This window comes from Streptomyces sp. NPDC001480 (assembly GCF_042894725.1).
Lineage (GTDB): Bacteria > Actinomycetota > Actinomycetes > Streptomycetales > Streptomycetaceae > Streptomyces.
This window is the reverse complement of record NZ_JBIAVX010000002.1, coordinates 685419-703232: the sequence shown is the minus strand read 5'-3', so window position 1 is coordinate 703232 and position 17814 is coordinate 685419. Positions and strand designations below refer to the sequence as shown.

The following is a 17814-nucleotide window of genomic DNA, read 5'->3' as shown; positions in this document are numbered from 1 at the left end:
CTTCTCGGTCGAGAGTGCCGGCGAAACCGACCACGCCGCCTTCGACGGGTTCGGCTGCCGGCCGACCGGGTCGACGAGCTCGTGCGCGACACCTTGACGCCCCCGAACGGCCTTTCTAGAGTCGCCGTTCGGAACGTTCGATGTGATCGCCGAATGTTTCGGTTAGGCACGGTCCGGGGAGCCCGTCCCCAACGTCAGTTCAGAAGCCGCAATGCGTGAGCCGCACGTACGACTGCGGCGCTTTCGGTCACGGGGGCGCCAGATCCCGCCGCAACAGGCGTCGTACAAAGGGTTGCCACTCGCCGAGAGCGGTCTCTAGGGTGCAGCGCAGCTTTCCGGGATAGTTCCGAAAGTTTCGAAGAGAAGGAGCGCATGATGGGCGACCCGGCACTCTCCCGCCGCGGCTTCCTGGCGGCCTCCGCCGCGGCAGGTCTGGGTATGACGGCACTGAGCGGCTGCGGCGGCGACTCGGACGGAGGGTCGTCGAACGGCACGACCACGATCGAGTGGTGGAACATCTCCACCACCCAGCCGACGAAGACGGTCTGGGCCGGTCTGGCCAAGAAGTTCGAGGCGCAGAACCCCAAGGTCAAGATAAAGATCGTCCAGTTGGAGAACGACGCCTACAAGGCGAAGATGACGGCGCTGATCGCCTCGGGGAAGCTGCCGGACATCTTCCACACGTGGGGCGGCGGCGTGCTCCAGCAACAGATCGACGCGGGGCTCGTCGAGGACCTCACCGACAGGACCAAGCCCTGGGGCGACGGGATGCTGTCCGTCGCCAAGCAGCCGTACATCAGTGACGGCAAGTTGTACGGCGTCCCGTTCGACATCGGCATGATCGGCTTCTGGTACAACAAGGCGCTCTTCAAGCAGGCCGGCATCAGCGCCCCACCCACCACCTGGAGCGGCTTCCTCGACGCCGTGAGGAAGCTGAAGGCGAAGAACATCACTCCGATCGCCGTGGCCGGCAAGGAGAAGTGGCCCGAGATGTACTACTGGGCCTACCTCGCCATGCGCACGGCCGGAATCGACGCGCTGAAGAAGGCGGACGAGGCCAAGGACTTCACCGCCCCCGGGATCGTCCAGGCCGGACAGCACCTCAAGGACCTGGTGCAACTCCAGCCGTTCCAGAAGGGGTTCCTGGGCGCCTCGTACTCCACCCCGACCGGCCAGGCGGCCGCCGTGGGCAACGGCAAGGCGGCCATGGAGCTCATGGGGCAGTGGGCCCCGGTCGTCGAGGCCGACGCGGGCAAGGGCCTCGGCTCGAACCTCGGCTTCTTCCCCTTCCCGGCCGTCGAGGGCGGAAAGGGCGCGATCACCGAGGTGTTCGGCGGTGGCGGCGGGCACGCCCTGCGCAAGGGTGCCCCGCAGGCGGCCGTCGACTTCCTGAAGTTCTTCGCCTCCGAGACCACCGACCTGGAACTCGTCAAGAAGACCAACACCCTTCCGGTGGTCCCCGGCGCCGAGAAGGCGCTCTCCGACCCCAACACCAAGGCAGTACAAGCCCAGTTGAAGAGCGCCACCGGCTTCCAGCTCTACCTCGACCAGGCGTACGCGCCCGCCGTGGGCCAGGAGGTCAACGACAGCGTCTCCGCGCTGATCGCCGGCTCGAAGTCACCCGAGCAGGTCACCCAGTCGATCACCAAGGCCGCGAAGGAAGCGTAGTAGCCGGCGATGACCTCGACCTTCCTCCCGGACAAGCAGACGGGCCCAGGCGTCGCCCTCCCCTCCCCGGCGGCGACGCCGGCCCGGGGACGGGCGCGCCGGCGCCTGCTGAACTGGCTGACCGCGGTCGGCTTCCAGGTGCCCGCGCTGGTGCTGTTCATCGGGCTGGTGCTGCTGCCGATGCTGTTCGCGCTGTACGCCGCCTTCTTCCGCTGGGGCGGCTTCGGCATGCCCTCCGACTACATCGGCACGGACAACTTCACCCAGCTCTTCCAGGACGACGTCTTCCTGGGAGACCTGTGGCGCTGTCTGCTCCTGGTGGCCCTGTCCCTGGCGCTGCAACTGCCGTTCGCGCTCGCCATGGCCGTCGCGCTCAACCAGCGGCTGCGCGGGCGGGCCGTGTACAGGATGCTGTTCTTCGCGCCCTACGTCCTGTCCGAGGCGATCACCGGCGTGCTGTTCAGCATGATCTTCGCCCCCGACGACGGGCTCGCGGACCACGTCCTGGGCGCCATCGGGCTGGGCGGCGTCGGCGGGGAGTGGTTCGCCGACCCCTCCTACGTCATGGCGACGCTGTTCCTAGTCATGACCTGGAAGTACTTCGGCTTCCACATGATGCTCTACCTCGCCGGACTACAGGCCATCCCGGCCGAGTTGACCGAGGCGGCGCTGATCGACGGGGCGAATCCCTGGCAGCGGTTCCGCAACGTCACCCTGCCGCTGCTCGCGCCCACCCTGCGCATCAGCGTCTTCCTGTCCGTCATCGGGGCGATCCAGCTCTTCGACCTGGTCTGGGTGATCACCCAGGGCGGGCCCGACCACCACTCCGAGACGATGGCCGTGACCATGTTCCAGTACGGCTTCAAGCGCTACCAGGTCGGCTACGCGAGCGCGATCAGCGTGGTCATGTTCGGGATCTGCCTCGCCTTCGCCCTCGCCTACCAGCGGTTCGTGCTCCGCCGTGACCTCGAAGGGGCCACCACGACGATGAGGGGAGACGGCAAGTGACCCGCAGGACCAAGGCCGTACGCGCACGCGAACTGCCGCTGCACCTGGTGCTCGTCGCGGTCGGCGCGGTGATGGTCGTACCCCTGCTGTACGCCGTCCTGTCCGGCTTCAAGTCCACCGCCGAGCTCTCCCGCAACCCCTTCGGACTGCCCGAGCACTGGCTGACCGGCAACTACACGGACATCCTCGGCTCGGGTGACTTCTGGCGGCTGGTGGGCAACAGCACGCTGGTCGCGGTGGCGACGACCGTGCTGGTGGTCGCCGCGTCCGCGCTGGCGGCCTTCTCCTTCGCGCGGTTCGCCTTCCGTGGGCGGGAGGTGCTGTTCACCTTCTTCACGATGGGGCTGATGTTCCCCTTCGCGGTGGCAGCGCTGCCCCTCTTCCTGTTGCTGCGCTACCTCGGCCTGCTGGACAACCCGCTCGGCGTGATCCTTCCGCAGGCCGCCTTCGGGCTGCCGATGACCATCATCATCCTGCGTGGCTTCTTCCGGCAGATCCCCGGCGAGCTGGAGGAGGCGGCCACGCTCGACGGGTGCAGCGCCTTCGGGTTCTTCTGGCGGGTGCTGCTGCCCATGGCGCGGCCCGCACTCGGCACGGTGTCGGTGCTGGCCGTCGTCACCAGTTGGAACAACTTCATGCTGCCGCTGCTGGTGTTCACCGACTCGAAGTGGTGGACGCTGCCGCTCGGCGTCGCGCAGTTCCAGGGACAGTACTCGGCGGAGTACGCCCGCGTCTTCGCCTACCTCGTGCTTGCCATGGTCCCCGCCCTCGCCTTCTACGCCGTCGCCGAACGCCAGCTCGTCGGCGGTCTGACCGCCGGCGCGACCAAGGGCTGACGCGCACCGACGAGTACGACCCCCAGACGAGTACGACCCCCCGCACATCCGACAGTGAGGAGTCGCACCATGCCCAGGACCAGTACGCGCCTCAGACTCGCCGGCGCCCTCGCGGCCGTTCTGGTGGCCGCGGGCGTCGCCACCGGCCCCGCCGCCCAGGCGCACGGACGGCAGCCCACCCTTGCGGAGCTCGCCAACCGGCACGGGCGCTACTTCGGCAGCGCCACCGACAACCCCGAGCTGACCGACAGCGCGTACACGAAGGTCCTCGGCACCGAATTCGACATGATCACGCCGGGCAACGGCATGAAGTGGTACGCGACCGAGCCCCAGCAGGGCGTCTTCGACTGGTCGAAGGGCGACGAGATCGTCGCTCTCGCCCGCGCCAACCACCAGCGGGTCCGCGCCCACACCCTGGTCTGGCACAGCCAGCTGCCCGACTGGCTCACCTCACGGGAGTGGACCGCCGGCGAGCTGCGGGCGGTGCTGAAGAAGCACATCACCGAAGAGGTACGGCACTACCGGGGCAAGGTCTACTCCTGGGACGTGGTCAACGAGGCATTCAACGAGGACGGCACCTACCGCGAGACCCTCTGGTACAAGACCCTCGGCCCCGGCTACATCGCCGACGCGCTGCGCTGGGCCCACAAGGCCGACCCGCACGCCAAGCTGTACCTCAACGACTACAACATCGAGGCGACCGGCCCGAAGAGCGACGCCTACTACGCCCTGGCCAAGGACCTCAAGGCGCGGGGCGTGCCCCTGAACGGCATCGGCCTCCAGGCCCACCTGGCCCTCCAGTACGGCTATCCCACCACTCTGGAGGACAATCTCCGCCGCTTCTCCCGCCTCGGCCTGGACACCGCGCTGACCGAGGTCGACGTGCGTATGCAGCTGCCCGCGACCGACGCCAAGCTGACCGAGCAGGCGACCTGGTACCGGGATCTGACCGAGGCCTGCCTCGCGGTGCGCCGGTGCGCGGGGGTGACGGTGTGGGACTACACCGACAAGTACTCGTGGATCCCGGCCTTCTTCCCGGGCGAGGGCGCGGCCCTGCCGTGGGACGAGCAGCTGAAGCCGAAGCCCGCGTACGAGGCACTGCGCGACGCGCTCGGCTGACGACCGGACACCCTCAGTAGTCGGCCCCGGACATGCGTCGGGGCCGGTGCGCACCGAGTGTGTGCGAGCCGGCCCCTCAGGTCACCGGGCGGCGCGGGGCCGCCCGGGGTGGTGCCGAAAAGGCCTAGGCGGCCGTCATCACCCTGCTGGGGTTCAGCGGGCGGTGCGGGGCGATGATCTGGCCGTCGGGCAGGAGCTCACCGGTGTCCTCGAAGAGCAGAACGCCGTTGCACAGCAGGCTCCATCCCTGCTCCGGGTGGTGCGCCACAAGGCGGGCGGACTCCCGGTCGGCGGATTCGGCTGTCGGGCACGGTGGCTTGTGCTGGCACATGGGTGGGATCTCTCGCTCTGTCGTGGTCATGTCCGCCCCCCGTGGTGATAAGTCGGTCGGAACCCAGTGTTGCCCTCCGGGCGTCAATCCGCAGGTATTTCGCAGCACCGCTTCTCACAGGTTGATGACGCATCGCCCACGTGCTCGGTTCATCCGCACCGCACTGTCATTTCGGGTGGTTCTCGGTGGCCGGATGGGGCTAGTCAGGTTGATACCGATGGCTTTAGCGGCTCTTAGGAGCGGCCAAATGCTCGTACGAGCACAATGGTGCCGGGTATATGTGCGCGTACCCCGCCACCGAAGTGGTGGCGGGGTACGAAAGGAGAGCCTGAGCAGGGGGAGAAAGGGGCGGCGTCAGGCGGGGGAGCCGAGCAGCGGGACGGGAGTCACCCGGTGGGTCAGCACCGGGAGCAACTCAGCGACCCGGTGCGGCCGGTGGGCCGCGATGCCGGGCGGCGCGGGAGCCAGCGGGACGAGCAGGTCGGTGGCGGCGGGATGGCCCTCGGCGCCGTCCGCGGCGCAGTCGCCGTGCAGCCACAGCGTGAGCATGTACAGGCCCGGCACCGACAGCAGGCGGGCCTGATAGGGCTGTTGCGTGGTCTCGGCCTGGCGCAGGGCGCGTTCGGTGGAGGCGATGTAGGGGCCCTCGAAGAAGTGCGAGAAAGTCCAGCCGTCGGGGGTCAGCCGGGTCTCGGCCGCGGCCACCGCGCGGTCTCCGCACCGGATCAGGAACCGCCAGCCGGTCAGCCGGGTCGCTGACACGCCCTCGGCGGTGATCCGGTCCAGTACGTGCAGGGGCAGGGGCAGTTCGGGTGTGGTGGGTCCCTGGGCGGCTCGCAGGGAGGGGGTGCGGGCCTCGCGGACGGCGGTGGGGGAACCGAGGGCCGTGAGAACGGAGCGCAGGGCAGGCGCGGGGGCAGGGGGAACGTGCAGGGGCATGGTGGGTCGCCTCTCATTCGACAGGCGCGACGCGATGGCGCGAGGGCGGGGGTGGGCGGACGGCGCTGTCAGCTCATGGGTCAGAGAGGCGGGGGCCCGGGGCGGAGAACGAGAGGTGCGGACGCGGCCTGCCGCACGTCGCCTGGACGGCGGGAACCAGAACGGTGGGCGCCAACCTTCTGCCTTCTTCGCGGAGTTTATACGACTTGTGTTCAGACGATGTTTCGTCTAGCCGTTTCCGGTGAGTAGAGCAAGTTCGTATTCGGTCGGCGATTCGCGGGAATCATCCCGATTTCCGGGCCTACCGTGGCCCTCTGACCTCGGAATACGCCGTCGTAGCGGACGGCCCATTCTCGTCGGCGTTTTTCACGAGGCCGATGGGGCACACGAAGGTGCAAGCTGCCCCATGCCCCGTGAATGTGCCGCGGGACACATTCCAACAGAGTAGCGGGGATGGGGCCCGCGCGGGACGTTATCGATCGCGTCGGGTGGGCATCATCCCACCTGACCCAGGACCCCGGCGGCCGGATCTTCCGCCCGCCCATCCGAGGAGGGACGCTTCGATGGGGGAGAAGGTCGTGGCAGGGCCGTTCGACCTGTCCGATCGGCAGCGCTACCGGGAAAAGCTCCGCAGGTGCCTGACGGGGCTGGAGCAACTGCTGGCCCAGGAGAGGTTCGACCGGCCCAAGAACCTGATGGGTGTGGAGATCGAGCTGAATCTCGTGGGCTCCGACGGACTGCCGAAAATGCTGAATGGGCAGGTGCTGGAACGCATCGCGAGCCGCGATTTCCAAACAGAACTCGCCATGTTCAATCTGGAAGTCAACATCGCCCCCCACCGGTTGGGCGGGCGGGTATTCGACCGGCTCGCCGAGGAACTCCGCACCTCGCTGGCGTACGCCGACCGCAAGGCCGGTGAGCTGGACGCCGGAATCGTGATGATCGGCATTCTGCCCACCCTGGACCGCGACGACCTGGTCTCCTCCAACCTCTCCGAGGTCGACCGCTACACCCTGCTCAACGACCAGATCGTGGCCGCCCGCGGTGAGGACTTCCGCCTCGACATCGACGGGGTCGAGCACCTCACCTGCACCTCCCGCTCCATCGTCCCCGAGGCCGCCTGTACCTCCGTACAGCTGCACCTCCAGGTCACCCCGGGCCGCTTCGCAGACGTGTGGAACGCCGCCCAGGTGGCCTGCGCGCCGCAGATCGCCGTCGGCGCCAACTCCCCGTTCCTCTTCGGTCACGAACTGTGGCGCGAGTCCCGCCCCCCGCTCTTCCTCCAGGCCACCGACACCCGCCCGCCCGAGCTCCAGGCCCAGGGCGTGCGGCCGCGCACCTGGTTCGGGGAGCGGTGGATCTCCTCGGCGTACGACCTGTTCGAGGAGAACCTGCGCTACTTCCCGGCCCTCCTGCCCATCTGCGACGACGAGGACCCGCTCGACGTCATCGAGGCGGGCGGCGCGCCCAAGCTCGCCGAACTCGTCCTGCACAACGGCACGGTGTACCGCTGGAACCGCCCCGTCTACGACGTCGCCGACGGCGTGCCGCACCTGCGGGTGGAGAACCGCGTGCTGCCGGCCGGGCCCACCATCACCGACGTCATCGCCAACGCGGTCTTCTACTACGGCCTGGTGCGCGCCCTCGCCGAGGAGCCCCGGCCGGTGTGGACCCGGATGCCGTTCGAGGCGGCCGCCGCCAACTTCGACGCCGCGTGCCGGTACGGCATCGACGCGCGCCTGGTCTGGCCGCGGCGCGGGCGGTACGGCGGCACGGGCGAGGTCGACGCGGTGACGCTGGTACGGGACGAGCTGCTGCCGCTCGCCGAGGCGGGGCTTCAGGGGTGGGGCGTCGAGGCCGCCGACCGTGACCTCTACCTCGGTGTCATCGAGGAGCGGTGCCGGCGCCGGGTCAACGGAGCGTCCTGGCAGGCGGCGACCTTCCACCGGGCCCTGGAACAGGGACTCCCCCGGGACGGCGCCCTGGCGGCCACGACCCGTCGCTACTGCGAGCTCATGCACCTAGGGGAGCCCGTGCACACCTGGCCGGTGGGGCTGCCGGAGCCGGTGCCGCTCGGCTAGGAGCCGCGCGGGCGGGAGCGGCACGATAGGGGTGGGACGAGAGGGGTGGGACGGGGGTCGGTCGTGCTCGGTCCGGGGTGATCGGGCAAGCTGGGTCCTCCCGTGACGGTGGTGCCCCCTCCATGTCGCCCGACAGCCTGTGGCGCACCCAACTGGAGGCAGGTGTGCAGGTGCAGGCAGGCTCGGTGGCCGATTCCCTTCCGCAGGGGCCGGCCTCGCGACGGATCCTCCGGGACGAGACCCTGCTCGTTCTGGCCCTTTCGCTCGGTGCGAGCGGCGTGTCCGCTCTGATCAGCTTCATCGGATCGGTCACCAGACCCGGCGGCCTGAAGGACCAGGCGGCCACCCTCAACGCCTCGGCCGCGCCGGGGCGCCCCTGGCTCGATCTCGCCTGGCAGCTGTTCGGCATCGCCTCGGCGCTGGTCCCCGTCGCCCTGGTGGCGCACTTCCTGCTGCGCGAGGGCGAGAGCCTGCGCACCATCGGCTTCGACCGGAACCGCCCCTGGCCCGACCTGGGCCGCGGGGCCGGCGTCGCGGCCGTGATCGGCAGCACCGGCATCGCCTTCTACCTGGCCGCACGCGGTCTCGGCTTCAACCTCACGGTGGTGCCCGAGGCGCTGCCCGACGTGTGGTGGAAGTACCCCGTGCTGATCCTCTCGGCGATGCAGAACGCCATCCTCGAAGAGGTGATCGTGGTCGGCTACCTGCTGCGCCGGCTGGGCCAGTTGGGCTGGACCCCGGGGACCGCGCTGGTGGCCAGCTCCGTGCTGCGCGGCTCCTACCACCTGTACCAGGGCATCGGCGGTTTCGTCGGCAACATGGTCATGGGCGTGGTGTTCGTCCTTCTGTACCGGCGCTGGGGGCGGGTGGGCCCCCTGGTGGTGGCGCACTCGCTGCTCGACATCGGGGCGTTCGTGGGCTACGCGCTGCTGGCGGGAAAGGTGGGCTGGCTGCCGACGGCGTGAGGAGCCGGCCGTGAGAGCCGGGGAGGGGGCGTACGAGGCCGTCGTACGCCCCCTTTCGTGTCGCTCAGGTGAGGAGTTCGCCCTCGATGACCGTGACCGCGCGACCGGTCAGCAGGGTGCGGTCGCCGCGCAGGCCCGTGCGGACGAGGCCGGTGCGCCGGGAAGCCTGGAGGCCCGTGAGGTCGCGGCGGCCGAGGCGCTCGGACCAGTAGGGGGCGAGGGCGGTGTGGGCGCTGCCGGTGACCGGGTCCTCGTCGATGCCGACGTTCGGGAAGAAGCAGCGGGAGACGTAGTCGTGGCCGCGGGCCGGGTCCTCGGCGCGGGCGGTGGCGATGACGCCGCGCGCGGAGTGGGCGGCGAGGGCCTTGTGGTCGGGGGAGAGCCCGAGGACGGTCTTCTCGTCGGCGAGCTCCAGCAGCAGGTCGCCCACGTTGGGCCCGGTGTCGACGGCGGCGACCGGATCCGCGCCGAGCGCCTCCGCGAGGCCGGCCGGGATCTCGACCGGGGTGAGCGGGGCGGTCGGGAAGTCCAGGGTGATCGAGCCGTCCGCGCCGGGCGTGGCGATGAGCACGCCGCTGCGGGTGGCGAACCGTACCGGTCCCGCGTGGGCGCCGGTGGTGTGCAGGACGTGGGCCGTGGCGAGCGTCGCGTGGCCGCACATCGCCACCTCGGTGACGGGAGTGAACCACCGCAGCGCCCAGTCCGCGTCCCCGCCTTCGGGCAGGCGGTGGGCGAACGCCGTCTCGGCGTGGTTGACCTCCATGGCGACCTTCTGGAGCCGGTCGTCGTCCGGGAAGGCGTCGAGCAGCAGGACCCCGGCGGGGTTGCCTGCAAACGGGCGGTCGGTGAAGGCGTCGACGATTCGGATACGCATGCGTTGACGCTAGGGCGTGGGGCTCCCGCGTGGCCAAGGCCAATCACCGGCCACTGGACCGACCGGGGGGCGAGTCCGTAGGGCACTCGGTGCGGAAATCACCCGCTACAGGCGATGCCCCGCACGGTGGGTCCGGGTGAACTTCTCCTTCAGAACCACAGGGAGGTGCCACCGATGTGCCGATGGCTCGCCTATTCAGGAACCCCCGTCCTGCTCGACACCATCCTCTACAAACCCGCGCACTCGCTGATCGACCAGAGCCTGCACTCCAAGCTGGGAGTCGAGACGACCAACGGCGACGGGTTCGGCATCGGCTGGTACGCGCCGGACGTCGACACTCCCGCGATCGTCCGGGACACCACTCCGGCGTGGAACAACCGCAACCTGCGGGAGCTCGCCGATCACATCAGCTCCCCGCTGTTCTTCGCCCACATCCGCGCTTCGACCGGTACCGCGGTGCAGCAGACCAACTGCCATCCGTTCCGCCACGGCCGCTGGATGTGGATGCACAACGGGGCGATCGCGGACTTCCACCGGGTGCGCCGGGATCTGGCCCTGGCCGTCGACCCGGGACTGTTCTCCGACATCGAGGGCTCGACGGACTCGGAGATGATGTTCTTCCTCGCGCTCACCTTCGGTCTGGAGCACGACCCGCCGGGTGCCGTCGCGCGGATGGTGGGTCTGGTGGAGCGGACAGGCCGCCGGCAAGGGGTGGAGTACCCGATCCAGATGACGGTGGCGGTCACGGACGGACGCCGGCTGTGGGCCTTCCGCTACTCCAGTCAGGGCGCCTCACGCTCGCTCTACTACAGCACCCGGATCGAGACACTGCGGGCACTCCACCCCGATGTGGGCTTTCTCCGGCACATCTCCGACGACACCCGCCTGGTCGTCTCCGAGCCCCCCGGTGATCTGCCCGGTGCCTGGAACCAGGTTCCCGAGAGCAGCTACGGCGTCGTGCACCAGGGCGCGGACGAACTGCACGCCTTCACCCCCGCGGCCGGGTAGCGCGGTCACCGTTCTCCGGGTCTTGTCATGCGATCGGTTCCGATATATCGTTGAAGCATCGCGACAGATCAACGATGGATGGAGTGATTGCGATGCGTACCCACGGATTCGAGCGTGGACATCGGCAGGACGGCCCCCACCGGCGCGGCCGGGACGGTATGCGGGCGGCCTTCGGGCCCTTCGGGCCGGGCGGTCCGGGGTTCGGGCCCGGCGGGCCCGGTTTCGGGCCGGGGCCCTGGGGGCCGCGAGGGCGCGGTGGCCCGAGGGGGCGGGCGCGGCGCGGTGACGTGCGGACCTCGATCCTGGCCCTGCTGCGGGACCGGCCGATGCACGGCTACGAGATGATCCAGGAGATCGCCGAGCGCAGCGGCGGCGCGTGGAAGCCCAGCCCCGGCTCGGTCTACCCCACCCTCCAGCTGCTGGAGGACGAGGGCCTGATCGCCAGCGCGAGTGAGGGCGGCAAGAAGCTGTTCTCCCTCACCGACGAGGGCCGGACCGCGGCCGAGGCGGGCCCCGAGGCCCCCTGGGAGGAGGCGTCCCGCGGCGTCGACTGGGAGGTCCTCGGCGAGATCCGCCAGGCCGGCTTCGGTCTGATGGAGGCCTTCAGCCAGGTCTGGAAGACCGGCAGCAAGGAGCAGCGCGAGAAGGCGCTGGCCGTGATCAACGACGCCCGCAAGAAGCTGTACCTGATCCTCGCCGACGAGGACTGACAGCCGTACGGCCGTCGAGGCGCCCCGTGGAGCGATCCGCGGGGCGCCTTCGTCGTGCACGGGGGTGAGTGCGGACGGGGCGGGTCGCCGGGTCAGGTCACCAGGCCGCCCAGCTTGCGCAGCGACTCGTTCAGGGCCGCCGTCGCCGAATCCTTGAGCTTGCCCGCCATCAGGGAGACGGCCGCGCCGGTGAACTCGCCGTCGATGCGCACCGCGGTGCCGTCGCCGTCGGGGGTGAGCGTGTAGCGCGTGGCGACGGTCACCGCCATCGGACCCTTGCCGCGAATGGCGAACACCCGGATCGGCTCCAGTTCCTCGATGGTCCACTCGACCTCAGCCGGGAAGCCCATCAGCTTCATGTTCTCCTGGAAGGTTCCGCCCACCTCCAGGGCCTCGGGGCCGCCTTTGGGGAAGCTGGTGTGGGTCGCGTTCCACTCCCCGTACGCCGACCAGTCCGTGAGCTTCGCCCACACCTTCTCGGCCGGTGCCTGAATGCGTTCCTCCGCGCTGACTTCGGCCATGCGACCACCCCTTCGTGTCGGGCTACGGTGTCGCGGAACGTAGCCGCAGGGCCCCGAACATTCAATACTGACGAACCGTCAGAACATGTGGAGGTCGGTACGGTCCGTAGTCCTCGTACGGTCCTGATCTCCTCCGTAAGGAGGAGATGCCGAACGCCGGTGTCCACTCTCCGTGGGAGGTCGACATGGTTCCCTTCGCCGATGACACGGACGCGGGGGACTGATGAGGTAGGGGGTGTGCAACCCTGTATTCCCCGCCAGTGCGCCCGCGACCAGGGCGTCCACCGAGCGGACGACGAAGCCGGGCTCGGTGCGGAGCTGGCGGCGGTGGTCGCCGTCGCGCGCCGCAGGGCCGTCCGGGACGGGGACCGGCAGATCGACACCGCCCATCTGCTGCACTCGCTCCTGGAGACCGACGCCGAGGTGCGCGCCGCCATCGGTGACGCCCGCAAGGTCGTCCGACTGCTCGGCTACCTCGTGCAGCGCAGCATCGGCTACGGCCTGCGCTGGCAGAGCCGTGTGGAGGACTCCGGCGCGCTGTCCTTCCTGAAGGACGCCGAAGGCTGGTCGCCGGTCGCCGCGACCGCCATGCGGCGTGCCCGCGACCGCTCCGGGCGGCGCGGGGAGGAACGGGCCCGCGGCATCGACCTCCTCGCGGCGCTCGCCGCCGATCCGCAGGCTCGGGCGGTCGAGGTGCTCCGGCGCGCCGGAGTCGAGGCGACGGACCTGCTCGCGCGGCTCGACCGCGCGCCGGCGGAGTGCGTCGGCGAGGGCGGAAGGTCGCGCTGAGCGGTAGCCGGCGACCCGGCTCCGTCCAGCCGCTGAGACAGGTGTCAACGGGGGTGACGCTCATGTCGTCGCCTGTCATCATGTGCCGGTGCGTACGTCTGAGAGCAGTCATGGCGGTGGGGGGAAGGGCGTCGGGCTCGGCCTGGCGCTCGGCTCCGCGCTCGCCTTCGGGGGATCCGGGGTCGCGGCCAAGCCGCTGATCGAGGCGGGACTCGACCCGCTGCACGTGGTGTGGCTGCGGGTGACGGGTGCCGCGCTCCTGATGCTGCCGCTCGCGGTACGCCATCGCGCCCTGCCGCGCCGCCGCCCCGCGCTGCTCGCCGGATTCGGACTGCTCGCCGTGGCCGGCGTCCAGGCCTGCTACTTCGCCGCGCTCTCCCGTATCCCGGTGGGCGTCGCGCTGCTCGTGGAGTACCTCGCGCCCGCGCTCGTGCTGGGCTGGGTGCGGTTCGTGCAACGGCGGCCCGTCACCAGGGCGGCCGCCCTCGGGGTGGTCCTCGCCGTCGGCGGCCTCGCCTGCGTGGTCGAGGTGTGGTCCGGCCTGGGCTTCGACGCGGTGGGGCTGCTCCTCGCGCTCGGCGCAGCCTGTTGCCAGGTCGGCTACTTCGTACTGTCGGACCAGGGCGCCGGGAACGGCGAGGAGGCGCCGGACCCGCTCGGCGTCATCGCCTACGGACTCCTCGTCGGTGCCGTCGTGCTGACCTTCGTCGCCCGGCCCTGGATCATGGACTGGTCGGTGCTGTCCGGCACCGCGCGCATGAACGGCACCGAGGTCCCGGCCGTCGCCCTGCTGGCCTGGATCGTGCTGGTCGCGACGGCCGTCGCCTACGTCACCGGCGTGCTGTCCGTGCGTCGGCTCTCCCCACAGGTCGCGGGCGTGGTGGCCTGCCTGGAAGCGGTGATCGCGACCGTGCTGGCCTGGGTGCTGCTCGGCGAGCACCTCTCGGCGCCACAGGTCGCCGGGGGTGCCGTCGTCCTGCTCGGCGCGTTCATCGCGCAGTCCTCGACACCGGCCAAGGGCGCGGCGGAGCCGGTGGCGGGCGGGGGAGCCGGAAGGAAGTTGTCCGCGCGAGGAACGGCCGCCTAGGGTGGCGAGCATGCCGTCGAACGCACTCGTCCTGCCGCCCCCGGCCGCCTGAGGCGAGCCTCCGGGAACGCGCCCGGCGTGACCGGCACGCCGCTGATGCTCGGCTCGGTCACGGGGCTCGCCGTCGCGGAGGCACGCGAGGCGCGACGAGGGACGGGGGAGGAGCGACCGGTCCTCGTGTGAGCCGACCGGGATGCGTCGCCCGGGGCTGTCGCTCAGGCCCCCCGCCGTATCAGATGCTCCCGCGCCGCCGCGTCGCGTGGGCCGTCGCGGTTCGTCAGGGCGGTCACCATGTGCCGGCGGACCTCTCCTGATCGCTTTCCCGCGTACTTGAACTTGGCCCGGACGTCCGTCACTTCCAGCCGCAGGACGCGGATGCCGGACAGGAGGCGGCCGTACGGGGCCTCGCCAGGGGTGGCGCGGGCCGAGCCGCCCTCCGGCTGGAAGTGGCCGACCTGGCGGTTGAGGAGGGCGGCCTTCTCCGCCGGGTCGTCCACGACGTGCGCGGTGCAGCTGAGCTGGACAGCCGCGTAGAAGCTCGTGGGGACGCCGTGCTCGGGCGGGGTGTCGGGTGGGGCCTGCCAGGGGCCCGGAACGTAGACGTAGTCGTCGACCACGCTCAGCAGCACTCGTGGCGCCGCTTCAATGGCGGGCCAGAGCGGGTTGGGGCGGGCGAGGTGGGTGACGGCCTCGCCGCGGTCGGGGGCGTAGGCGAAGTGCAGCGGCTGGACGAGCGGTGGCTCGCCGGGCGGGCCGGTGACCGCGAGCTGGCCGAAGTCGTGGGCGGCCAGCCAGGTCTGCCACTCGGCGTCGTCGTGGGGTGCGTCCCAGGGGTGGATCAGCATCACAGGGCCGTGAGGTAGTCGGGGAGCGCGGTGCCGGGAGCCAGGTCGGCCTCGGGGAGCGGAGCGTCGTACCCCTTGCGCAGCGGGACCACGCCGGCCCAGTGGGGGAGGGCGAGGTCCTCGGGTTCGTCGTTCACGCCGCCGGTGCGGAGCTTGGCGGAGACCTCCTCCAGGTCGAGGCGGATCACGGCGGTGGCGGCCAGCTCCTTCTTGTTGGCGGGGCGGGAGTCGGCGGCGCGGCCCGCGACGACGTGGTCGACCAGCGCGTCCAGGGCGAGCCGCTTCTCCTCGGGGTCGGTGACCTCGTACGCGGTGCCGTGCACCACCACGGAGCGGTAGTTGATCGAGTGGTGGAATGCGGAGCGGGCCAGCACCAGGCCGTCGACATGGGTGACCGTCAGGCACACCGGCAGCCCCGGGTCGGCCTGGCCGGTCATCCGCAGCGGGCGCGAGCCCGTGGAACCGTGCACGTACAGGCGCTCGCCGGTCCGGGCGTAGAGGGTGGGCAGCACCACGGGCGCGCCGTCGCGGACGAAGCCGAGGTGGCAGACGTAGCCCTCGTCGAGTATCGCGTGCACCAGTTCCTTGTCGTACGACGCCTTTTGCGCGGCACGGGTGGGGACGGTGCGGTCGGTCGGGCGGTACGCGGCCGGCTGCGGTGGCGTCTGCTGGGTGCTCGGCATGACGGTCTCCCTTGCATTTTTATTGCACTAGTGCATAATTGGTTTTGTGCTAGGAGAGTATCCGATCGAAGGGCGCGGCGCAGCGGAGATTGCCGCGAGTATCGAGGGCGCGGTGGGCGCCGGGACCCTGGAGCCCGGACAACTGCTCCCTCCTATGCGGGAGTTGGCGGTCCGGCTGGGGGTGAATCCGAACACTGTCGCGGCCGCCTATCGCACCCTGCGCGAGCGGGGGGTCATCGAGACCGCGGGGCGCCGGGGCAGCCGGATCCGGCCCAAGCCGGCCACCACCGGCCGGGAGAAGGTGCGCGTGGACGTGCCGGCGGGCGTGCGTGACCTGTCCGACGGCAACCCCGACCCCGCGTTGCTGCCGCCGCTCGCCCCGACGCTGGCGGCCGTCGCCGAGGAGGCGGACCGGGAGCCGGTGCTGTACGGCGACGATCCCGTGGAGCCGGAACTGGCCCGGGTCACACGGGCCGAACTCGACGCCGACGGTGTCCCCGAGGGCCCGCTGGCGGTGCTCTCCGGGGCACTCGACGCGGTGGAACGCGTCCTCGCCGCCCATCTCAAGCCGGGAGACGCCGTCGCCGTCGAGGACCCCGGCTGGGGCCGCACCCTCGACCTCGTCTCCGCGCTCGGACTGCGCACGATCCCCGTCGGCGTCGACGACGAGGGGCCGCGACCCGAGGCGTTGCGCACGGCCCTGCGCTCCGGCGCGCGGGCCCTGATCGTCACCGACCGCGCGCAGAACCCCACCGGCGCCTCCGTGAGCGCCCCACGCGCGCGTGCCCTGCGGGCCGTCCTCCGTGAGCACCCGCAGACACTGCTCATCGAGGACGACCACGGTCACGGCATCGTCGACCTGCCGCTGCACCCCCTCGCGGGCGTCACCCGCCACTGGACGTTCGTCCGCTCCGCCGCCAAGGCCTACGGCCCTGACCTCAGGCACGCCGTGCTCACCGGCGACCCGGTCACCGTCGACCGGGTCCGCGGCCGGCAGCGGCTGGGGCCGGGCTGGGTGAGCCTGCTGCTGCAACGGACGGTGGTCCGGCTGCGGGCGAGCGGCGCGGTCGACGGACCGGCGGTGGCGGCGGCGTACCGGGCCCGGCGGGAGCTGCTGATCGACGCGCTCGCCGAGCGTGGGGTCCGCGCCCAGGGGCGCAGCGGGATGAACGTCTGGGTGCCCGTTCCCGACGAGACCGGCGCGGTGGCCCGTCTCCTGCACGCCGGCTGGGCCGTCTCGCCCGGCGCCCGCTTCCGCCTCGACTCCCCGCCCGGCATCCGGATCACCGTCTCGACCCTGGCCCCGGCCGAGGCCGCCCCGCTGGCGGACGCGATCGCCTCCGCGGTCGGACCGACCCCGGTGCGCAGCTACGTCTAGGGACGCCTAGGCCGCCCGCTTGCCCCGTGCCTGCGTCAGTGCCGCCCCCGCCAGCACGATCAGCGCCCCCACCGGAGTCGTCCAGTGCAGTGTCTCGTCCAGGATGGCGACGCCGGCGGCGGTGGCGATGACCGGGATGAAGTAGGTGACCATCTGGGCCGTCGTCGGGCCGACCTCGGCGACCAGGCCGTACTGGATGAGGACCGCGAGGCCGGTGCCGAGGGCGCCGAGGGCGGCGACGGCGAGCAGCGGTATGAGGGCGAAGTGGGCGGGGGCGGTGGTGAACAGGGGGGTGACGACGGTCAGCTGGAGCGCGGCCAGGAGCAGTTGGGCGCCCGTCATCGACAGGTGGGAGTGGCCGTTGCCGGCGAGTGTGCGGCGGACGTATATCCAGCCGACCGGGTAGCTGAGCGAGGCCAGCAGGGCCAGCGCGGTGCCCGTGGCGTCGGGGCCGGCGAAGCCCTGCCAGGCGCCCAGGACCGTCAGGACGCCCAAGAAGCCCAGGCCGAGCCCGGCGACCCGCAGTCGCGTCGGCCGGTCCTCGGAGAGGGCGACCAAGGACAGGGCCATGCCCCACAGGGGCGAGGTGGCGTTGCAGATGCCGGCCAGCGTGGACGGGATCGTCAGTTCCGAGTAGGCGAAGAGGGAGAACGGCAGGGCGTTGAGCAGGAACGCGGCGACCGCCAGATGGCCCCAGGTGCGGGCCCCGCGCGGGAGTCGCTCCCGCTTCACCGCCATCGCGGCCGCGAGCACCGCCGTACCGAAGACCAGCCGCCCGAGCGTGACCTGGAAGGGCGCGTAGCCCTCGGTGCCCACCTTGATGAGCAGGAAGCTGAAGCCCCATATCAGGGACAGGGCACCGAAACGGAGGCGCCAGTCGAGGCGGGCGCGGGGGCGTGCGGCGGTCGGTCGGGCTTCGGTGCGAGTGGCAGCGGCGGTGGTCATGGCCTCCACGATGCTTCAGTCAACCTC

18 protein-coding genes are annotated in these 17814 nt (G+C 70.9%); 11 read left to right on the top strand and 7 right to left on the bottom strand.

Features of this window, described 5'->3' with window-relative positions; translation table 11 throughout:
* Window positions 1–375: 375 nt before the first annotated feature.
* The 4 genes from ACFY01_RS07145 to ACFY01_RS07130 all read left to right on the top strand — a co-directional run bounded on the left by ACFY01_RS07145 (window position 376) and on the right by ACFY01_RS07130 (window position 4631).
* Entirely contained in the window at window positions 376–1668 is a 1293-nt protein-coding gene (locus ACFY01_RS07145) for an extracellular solute-binding protein (protein WP_390734684.1), read from the top strand.
* Between the two features lie 9 nt (window positions 1669–1677).
* Window positions 1678–2676, top strand: a complete 999-nt coding sequence (locus ACFY01_RS07140; protein WP_390734627.1) for a carbohydrate ABC transporter permease — start codon at window positions 1678–1680, stop codon at window positions 2674–2676.
* Window positions 2677–2747: 71 nt separating this feature from the next.
* Window positions 2748–3512, top strand: a complete 765-nt coding sequence (locus ACFY01_RS07135) for a carbohydrate ABC transporter permease (RefSeq protein ID WP_390734683.1) — start codon at window positions 2748–2750, stop codon at window positions 3510–3512.
* 69 nt (window positions 3513–3581) lie between these two features.
* Window positions 3582–4631, top strand: coding sequence for an endo-1,4-beta-xylanase (locus ACFY01_RS07130; RefSeq protein ID WP_390734626.1), 1050 nt, complete (start codon window positions 3582–3584; stop codon window positions 4629–4631).
* Window positions 4632–4755: 124 nt separating this feature from the next.
* Here the strand turns inward: ACFY01_RS07130 and ACFY01_RS07125 are convergent, their stop codons facing one another.
* Window positions 4756–4962, bottom strand: coding sequence for a DUF5999 family protein (locus ACFY01_RS07125; RefSeq protein WP_390734682.1), 207 nt, complete (start codon window positions 4960–4962; stop codon window positions 4756–4758).
* Between the two features lie 354 nt (window positions 4963–5316).
* On the bottom strand, window positions 5317–5901 hold the full coding sequence (locus tag ACFY01_RS07120) for a hypothetical protein (protein ID WP_390734625.1): 585 nt from the start codon (window positions 5899–5901) through the stop codon (window positions 5317–5319).
* Window positions 5902–6464: 563 nt separating this feature from the next.
* Here ACFY01_RS07120 and ACFY01_RS07115 point away from each other — a divergent pair.
* Both ACFY01_RS07115 and ACFY01_RS07110 read left to right on the top strand, forming a co-directional pair.
* Window positions 6465–7982: a glutamate--cysteine ligase gene (locus ACFY01_RS07115; RefSeq protein WP_390734624.1), complete on the top strand. Its 1518-nt coding sequence runs from the start codon at window positions 6465–6467 to the stop codon at window positions 7980–7982.
* Window positions 7983–8146: 164 nt separating this feature from the next.
* On the top strand, window positions 8147–8947 hold the full coding sequence (locus tag ACFY01_RS07110; protein WP_390734681.1) for a CPBP family intramembrane glutamic endopeptidase: 801 nt from the start codon (window positions 8147–8149) through the stop codon (window positions 8945–8947).
* 64 nt (window positions 8948–9011) lie between these two features.
* On the opposite strand, the gene ACFY01_RS07105 is transcribed toward ACFY01_RS07110, so the two are convergent.
* Window positions 9012–9821: a PhzF family phenazine biosynthesis protein gene (locus tag ACFY01_RS07105; RefSeq protein ID WP_390734623.1), complete on the bottom strand. Its 810-nt coding sequence runs from the start codon at window positions 9819–9821 to the stop codon at window positions 9012–9014.
* Window positions 9822–9995: 174 nt separating this feature from the next.
* Here ACFY01_RS07105 and ACFY01_RS07100 point away from each other — a divergent pair, with 174 nt between their 5' ends.
* Entirely contained in the window at window positions 9996–10829 is an 834-nt protein-coding gene (locus ACFY01_RS07100; RefSeq protein ID WP_390734622.1) for a class II glutamine amidotransferase, read from the top strand.
* Window positions 10830–10921: 92 nt separating this feature from the next.
* Window positions 10922–11539: a PadR family transcriptional regulator gene (locus ACFY01_RS07095; protein WP_390734621.1), complete on the top strand. Its 618-nt coding sequence runs from the start codon at window positions 10922–10924 to the stop codon at window positions 11537–11539.
* Between the two features lie 92 nt (window positions 11540–11631).
* Here ACFY01_RS07095 and ACFY01_RS07090 read toward each other — a convergent pair whose 3' ends face one another.
* Window positions 11632–12060 (bottom strand): SRPBCC family protein, encoded by a 429-nt coding sequence (locus tag ACFY01_RS07090; RefSeq protein ID WP_390734620.1) that lies wholly within the window; start codon window positions 12058–12060, stop codon window positions 11632–11634.
* 237 nt (window positions 12061–12297) lie between these two features.
* Between ACFY01_RS07090 and ACFY01_RS07085 the strand changes: the two genes are divergently transcribed.
* The gene (locus ACFY01_RS07085) at window positions 12298–12849 is read left to right on the top strand and encodes a Clp protease N-terminal domain-containing protein (protein ID WP_390734619.1); all 552 of its coding nucleotides are present in this window, start codon (window positions 12298–12300) and stop codon (window positions 12847–12849) included.
* Between the two features lie 82 nt (window positions 12850–12931).
* Entirely contained in the window at window positions 12932–13936 is a 1005-nt protein-coding gene (locus ACFY01_RS07080) for a DMT family transporter (protein ID WP_390734618.1), read from the top strand.
* A 215-nt stretch (window positions 13937–14151) separates the two neighbouring features.
* On the opposite strand, the gene ACFY01_RS07075 is transcribed toward ACFY01_RS07080, so the two are convergent.
* On the bottom strand, window positions 14152–14781 hold the full coding sequence (locus tag ACFY01_RS07075; RefSeq protein ID WP_390734617.1) for an FMN-binding negative transcriptional regulator: 630 nt from the start codon (window positions 14779–14781) through the stop codon (window positions 14152–14154).
* Window positions 14781–15464: a pyridoxamine 5'-phosphate oxidase family protein gene (locus tag ACFY01_RS07070; protein WP_390734616.1), complete on the bottom strand. Its 684-nt coding sequence runs from the start codon at window positions 15462–15464 to the stop codon at window positions 14781–14783. Before ACFY01_RS07070 ends, ACFY01_RS07075 begins: the two co-directional genes overlap by 1 nt.
* A gap of 46 nt (window positions 15465–15510) precedes the next feature.
* Between ACFY01_RS07070 and ACFY01_RS07065 the strand changes: the two genes are divergently transcribed.
* Window positions 15511–16842 (top strand): aminotransferase class I/II-fold pyridoxal phosphate-dependent enzyme, encoded by a 1332-nt coding sequence (locus ACFY01_RS07065; protein WP_390734615.1) that lies wholly within the window; start codon window positions 15511–15513, stop codon window positions 16840–16842.
* 6 nt (window positions 16843–16848) lie between these two features.
* Here ACFY01_RS07065 and ACFY01_RS07060 read toward each other — a convergent pair whose 3' ends face one another.
* Entirely contained in the window at window positions 16849–17787 is a 939-nt protein-coding gene (locus tag ACFY01_RS07060) for a DMT family transporter (RefSeq protein WP_390734614.1), read from the bottom strand.
* Between the last annotated feature and the right edge of the window lie 27 nt (window positions 17788–17814).